The organism is Armatimonas sp. (genome assembly GCF_964826245.1).
In genome coordinates this window covers 1-5,785 of the sequence record NZ_CBAYMC010000255.1, presented here as the reverse complement: position 1 = coordinate 5,785, position 5,785 = coordinate 1, and the positions used below count along the sequence as shown (strand labels likewise).

The 5,785-nt window shown below is 61.8% G+C and carries 5 protein-coding genes and 1 pseudogene; 3 read left to right on the top strand and 3 right to left on the bottom strand.

All coding sequences use genetic code 11. The annotated features are described in order from the left end of the window. Both AC1XOS_RS18885 and araH read left to right on the top strand, forming a co-directional pair. Positions 1-363: pseudogene (locus tag AC1XOS_RS18885) on the top strand (hypothetical protein); the annotation flags it as partial. Further along, on the top strand, positions 360-1,289 hold the full coding sequence (araH, locus tag AC1XOS_RS18880) for an L-arabinose ABC transporter permease AraH (protein WP_481963770.1): 930 nt from the start codon (positions 360-362) through the stop codon (positions 1,287-1,289). The pseudogene AC1XOS_RS18885 and the gene araH, both read left to right, overlap by 4 nt. Here the strand turns inward: araH and AC1XOS_RS18875 are convergent. The 3 genes from AC1XOS_RS18875 to AC1XOS_RS18865 are packed head-to-tail and all read right to left on the bottom strand — an operon-like array spanning position 1,267 to position 4,242. Beyond that, positions 1,267-2,043 (bottom strand): hypothetical protein, encoded by a 777-nt coding sequence (locus AC1XOS_RS18875; RefSeq protein ID WP_481963769.1) that lies wholly within the window; start codon positions 2,041-2,043, stop codon positions 1,267-1,269. The genes araH and AC1XOS_RS18875 overlap by 23 nt on opposite strands. Next, positions 2,036-2,689 carry a hypothetical protein gene (locus AC1XOS_RS18870; RefSeq protein ID WP_481963768.1) on the bottom strand — a complete coding sequence of 218 codons (654 nt, stop codon included), beginning with the start codon at positions 2,687-2,689 and terminating at the stop codon, positions 2,036-2,038. The genes AC1XOS_RS18875 and AC1XOS_RS18870 overlap by 8 nt, the downstream gene beginning before the upstream one ends. After that, positions 2,686-4,242, bottom strand: coding sequence for an Hsp70 family protein (locus tag AC1XOS_RS18865; RefSeq protein WP_481963767.1), 1,557 nt, complete (start codon positions 4,240-4,242; stop codon positions 2,686-2,688). Before AC1XOS_RS18865 ends, AC1XOS_RS18870 begins: the two co-directional genes overlap by 4 nt. 65 nt (positions 4,243-4,307) lie before the next feature. On the opposite strand from AC1XOS_RS18865, the gene AC1XOS_RS18860 reads away from it, so the two are divergent. Then, the coding region (locus AC1XOS_RS18860; RefSeq protein WP_481963766.1) for a hypothetical protein at positions 4,308-5,785 on the top strand (1,478 nt) is incomplete at its 3' end.

The following is a 5,785-nucleotide window of genomic DNA, read 5'->3' as shown; positions in this document are numbered from 1 at the left end:
GTGGGAGCGAAGCGTGAGATCTATGACATTTTGTATGATTTATCGGAGCGAGGGGTGGGCGTGGTAATGGTGTCGTCGGACTTGCCCGAAGTGCTCGGCGTGGCAGATCGGGTGCTGGTCATGCGCCAGGGCCAGTTCTCGGCGGAGTTTACCCGCGAGGACGCCACACCGGAGAAGTGCTTGGCTGCTGCGCTGCCCTCCTCCCCGAATCCCTCCTCCCCCAGCCCCTCCTCCCAATCCTGGGAGGAAGGGAAAGGAGGGGAGCAGGAGGAGGAGAGCCAGAACCCCCAACCTCACTCAATCTCCCCCTCTCCCAATCCTGCCTCCCAGGATTGGGAGGAGGGACGGGGAGGAGGGTCATGAAAAAACTCTGGCAGAACAATGGGATGCTGCTGGTCTGCGCCCTGCTCTTTCTCGTGCTCTCGTTTACGGTTCCCAACTTCGCGACGGTCGAGAACGCCAAGGGCCTGACCATGTCCGTCACCACGGTGGGGATTGTGGCGTGCACGATGCTGTTTTGTCTGGCTGCAGGCGACTTTGACCTCTCCGTGGGCTCGGTCGTGGCGCTGGCGGGCGTCGTGGCGGCGCTGACGATCAACAAGACGAGCAGTATCGCGCTGGCCATTGCGATTCCCGTGGCGCTGGGCGCAGGCGTGGGAGCGATCAATGGCTTTGTGATCGCGCGGCTGGGGATCAATGCACTGATTACCACACTGGCCACGATGCAGATCGTCCGCGGCTTCGCCCGCCTGCTCGCTGATGGCTCCTCGATTGGTGTCAGCAACGAAGCGTTTGGCAAGCTCGGGCAGTACAAGCTCCTGGAGTTCCAGTCGCCGGTCTGGGTGATGGTGCTCTGCTTTGTGGTCTTTGGTCTGCTGCTCAATAAGACCATCTACGGGCGCAACACGCTGGCCATTGGAGGCAACTCCGAGGCGGCGCGGCTTGCAGGGGTAAATGTCGCGCGCACCAAGATCCTGATCTTTGCGGTGCAGGGCGCGGTGGCGGCGCTAGCGGGAGTGCTACTCGCCTCACGCGTGTCGTCGGGTCAGCCCAACACCAGTGAGGGGCTGGAGCTGCAAGTGATCTCCGGCTGCGTCTTGGGCGGCGTCTCGCTCACCGGGGGCGTCGGAACTATTAGCGGGATGATCGTGGGCGTCTTTATCATGGGCGCGGTTCAGAACGCCATGAACCTACTCAATATCCCCACGTTCTGGCAGCTCGTGGCCAGCGGCGCGATTCTCTTGGCTGCGGTGCTACTCGACAAGCTCAAGAACCGAAGAAGCGTTTGAAGCGCTGAATCCAGCCACTTGAACCCACCCGCCGTGGACCCACCCACCTTCGTTCGTCCCTCACTTCGGCACCCTCCCTCAGGGCAGGGAGGTTTTGGGTCGGCAGCGGGAGGTTTGCGCTCTCCACGCTCGCCATTGCCGTGAGTGGGAGGTCTTTCAGATGCGCGGTTGCTTGGTCTAGCTGGGTGATCAGCTCCCGAAGCGCACGCCGCCTTTGGGGCAAGATAAAAAACTTGCGCGCCTCTTGCTCCAGCCGGGGCAGCACCTGGCGCATGGCGGGCTGTGGGGTGCGTTTCGCCATTCCGATGGCGCACTGGAGCAGATAGAGTCCTCCCGCTTGGTCTTCCCAGAGCGCAAAAAGCACCCGAAATGGCACCAGCGCCTCTGCGCCTTGGAGCTGGAGCGCCTTATGCCCTGCTCGCACCACAAGCTGCGAGCGATCTGCCAGTGCGAGCGCGATCAGTGCCAGGCTTTGCTCGGTTTTGTGCGCCGCCAGCGCACGCACCGCCTCGGCCCGCACGTGCCGCCAGGAGTCTGTCAGCAAGACCCAGCCCAGAAACGCCGTGGCATTAAGTTGCTCGCCGTATTTTCGCACCGCCTCCTGGCGCTCTTTGTGCTCTTTCCTCGCCCCCCGCAGATGCGGCTCGCTGGCAGCCAGCCACGTCTCCGTCAGCTTTGGCTTTCCCTCCACCAGTACCACGCTGCGCTCCTCCAGAAGCTTTACCGTCTTGGGGCAGCGGCGCAGATCAACCACGAGAAACTTCCTCGTCCGCGGGCAGCGGCAAGTTCTCTTCCACTTTCAGGGGCGCGTCGGCGATGAGCGGCAGGTCTTTCCACTGACCGAGTGCCACTTTGAGGCGCTTGTGCAGTCCAATAAACTCGACAGGGGCTGTGAGCCGATACCGTAAGAGGGGCAAGGCTTTCTGTAGCTCAGGGTCGGGATTTCGTTCCGCAATTCGGACAAGTGCTTTCGCTACCTGAGAGAGTTCATGAGGTTGTAGTTTTATCTTAAAGGGTAAACCCAACCATCGTAAATGGGTAAACTGCATCACCTCAATAAGAGCTTGAATGTCTTCTTCTGATCCGCGCTGCTCAAGTGCTTTCAGCGCCTGACGATAAAACGTATGTTCATTGGTCTGTCGTGAGACTCGCAGTAACCAGGTAAGGCCACGAGGATCTTTAAGCTGAGCAAGCAATTCCGCAAGACGGAGCAAGTGCTGGTAGCTGACTATATAGACATCCCCATCTGCTCTATTTAGCTCAACCTCAAGAACTTCGATCACAAGTGGCACTACGTCACTACCTTCTGCAAGAAGAGCAGCTCGTGACTTTCTCCACTCTCGCATCCCCTCGTGAATAGCATGCAGGTGTTGCAAGACTTGCTCGCGAGCGAGGTTCACCTCAGGCGTACCACGGGGACGTTTTCGCGGAGGGTTTGTTTTTTCACCAAGTCCTCGACGGTCATGCAGAGCCAGCGGTCGGCGTTGATGTGGTAGGTGACGCGCAGTCTGGGGGAGGTTCCGACACCGGCGGGGCTGAGAGCAATGGGGGCATCGGTGGGGTTTAGCTCGACGATCTGGCCGCGCTCTTGCTCGCTCTTGGGGCTCCAGTAGCGGCTGCCGTTGGGGCGCGGCTCCCAGAGGGCGGGCACCTGGCCCAGCCGCCCGATCTCACAGACCCGAAAGCGCATCTCCTCCATCCCGGCGTAGTCGGCGTAGTAGCGCACGGCAAAGTCGGGAGCGGTGGGGTAGCGGGTGCGGCGCGGCGAGAGCAGCTCGTAGCCCACACTGCCATCGGCTTCTTGCACCGCGATGGCGTAGTCGTGGTAGATGAAGTCGTCCACGGGGACGCCCCCCGCAAAGCGTGCGGCTCCACTGGCGACGGCAGTAAAGACAAACTCGTTGTCGTGGCGGACAATGGCCTCGGGGAAGAAGCTATCCACCACGGCAGGCACTTCGGGCAAGAGCGTCGAGCCGCCCGTGAGCAAGACTTCGTCCACTTTGAAGTCGGGGGCCGTCTCCGCAAGCTGGGTTTTGATATCCGTGAGAGCAGTCTGGAGATCATCGTAGAGGCCGCGCTTGGTCAGCAGAGCCACCAAAGTCTCGCGGTCGAGCGTGCGCTGAATCCCACGCCAGGAGATCGGGGTCGAGCCGCCGGTGCGGCTCACGGACTCCTTGGCGCGCATCACTTCCCACTTGGCATCGTAGCGCCCGGCGGCAATGTCCTCAAAGCCGGGAAGAAGCTCCTCCATCAGCCAGTAGTCCACATCGTCGCCGCCCTTGCCCACCATGTGCTTGGCCAGAATCGGAGCCGCCCCCGAGGCAAGCACGCCCGGCCCGAGGCGGATCACCGCCAAGTTCAGCGTCCCCCCGCCCCAGTCCACCACTAAAAGAGTTTCGTCGCGCCCGACATTCACGCCGTAGCCTAAAGCCGCCGCAATCGGCTCGTCTATGGTCTTGAAGTGCTTTATCCCGAGGCGCTTGGTGAGAGCCGCCAGCTCGGCGCGATAGGTCTCGAAGTAGCCAACCGGGCCGCTAATCGTCAGCTGTGTGAGCTTCTTATTGCTCAGTGTCCCCCGCGCCACCGTGATCAGCTCACGAAGAAACAAATACGCCGCCTCCCGTGCCGCGACGGGCTTGCCTTGAACACTCGCGACTTGGCGGTGCGGCTCCTGCGCCAGTGCTCTTTTAAAACTCTGGGCAAAACCCGGAGCGCCCCCCTCGAAGTTATAGGCCAGCGCCGCCTGCCCGATCAGCGCCTCTTGCTCCGTGCGCCAGAACTGCGGCCAGAGCCTGCGTTTCTTCTCCCGCACAAAAACGCACGTCGGCACCAGAGTCGCCTGGGTTGTCGGCTGCTCCCGCGCCAGGGTAGGCAAGGAGACAACGCGCACACTTCCCTCTTCCACCACCGCCACCACGCTATTTGTTGTACCAAAATCAACAGCAAGTTCCACAAAGAGCAGTATAACGCAATGCGGTCTATAACGAAGTTTCGCGAGGCAACATATAATACTAAACAATGTTGTTGCTCTTTCTCTTCTCGACCCTGGGAGCGCTGGCGCTGGTGGGTGTCTTTGCGCGGCACTGGACACTGGGTGAGCGGCTGGCGGCGGCGATTCCGCTGGGCAATCTGACACTGGGGCTACTTGGGCTGATGCTGGCCTCGCGCCTTGGGATGACGCCCGTGGCAATGGGGCTGGCGACGGTGCTCAGCTTCTCCCCGGCACTTCTCTGGATGCGCCCCGGCCCACGAAAGCGGCTGGCACGGGTGGCGAGCATTGGCCTGAGCCGAATACAAGCACGACTGCAAAAGCCAAGCCTGACCGGAATTGGTCTGGCGCTCTGGTACGGCGTGCTTCTCTCTTTACTCCTGCGCTTTTTCTGGGGCGCGTGCTATGCCGAGAGCGACGGTGCGCTCTGGACTCTCAATGTCGCCAACCTGGGGGATCTGCCGCTTCATGTCGGGATCATCCAGGGCTTTGCCGTCGGGGGAAACTTCCCGCCAGAGCACCCCGCGATGGAGGGCGCAAAGCTTACGTACCCGTTTATCGTGGACTTCACCACGGCGCTCTATGTCCGGGGGGGAGCGAGCATCCCGAGCGCGATTTTCTTTCAAGACGCCACACTCGTGGGCTGCACGCTTTATTGGCTCTGGCGGCTCACCCGGCTCTTCACCCGCGACTCCGTGGCGGCGCATCTAGCCCTGCCACTGGCGCTGTTTTCCGGTGGCTGGGGCTTTCTCTACTTCGGCGGCGACTGGCAGAGTGCCCCAAGTGGCTCCCTCACCGAGCTGCTGTTCCACCTGCCCAAGAGTTACACCAACGATGCGGAGCGGGGGCTGCGCTGGGGGAACATGCTCTGCGTGTTGCTCGGGACGCAGAGAAGCCTCGTGCTGGGAATGCCGATTGCGCTGACCGTCGTGCGGCTCTGGTGGGCAGGGAGGCGGCGCGGGATGTGGCTGGCGGGCTTGCTCGTGGGACTGCTTCCGCTAGGCCACGTGCACACATTCGCGTCGCTGGGCGGCGTGGCGGCTCTGCAAGCCCTGACCATGATCGTCCGCGAAGGCTTTGGCGCAGCCGTGAAGCGCTGGCTCCCGTTTTTTGTGATCCTGGGTGCCTTTGCCCTGCCGTCGCTTGCCTACATGCTGGTCGGGAGCCACACCAACACGGCGCAGTTTGCCCGGTTCGCGCTGGGTTGGGACGGCAAAGCCAACGATGTGCCCGGCTGGACACGGTTCTGGCTCTTCAACACTGGGCCGTTTATCCCCCTGCTCGTGCTAGGGGCGGGCCGTGTCTCTCGGCGCTGGCGGGTTTTCTATCTGCCGTTTCTGGTGTGCTTCTTTGGCCCCAATGTCTTCCAGATGGCTCCGTGGATCTGGGACAACCTCAAGGTGCTGATCTACTGGTACTTGCTGAGCGTGCCGCTGGTAGCGGGGCTCCTGGCAGGCTGGTGGCGGCAAAAAGGCGTGCGCATCTGGGTGCCACTGGCAGTGCTCTG

What these genes read in the sequence shown, in the direction of transcription:
- araH (WP_481963770.1), top strand. Translation starts at nt 360, where the DNA reads ATGAAAAAACTCTGGCAGAACAATGGGATGCTGCTGGTCTGCGCCCTG.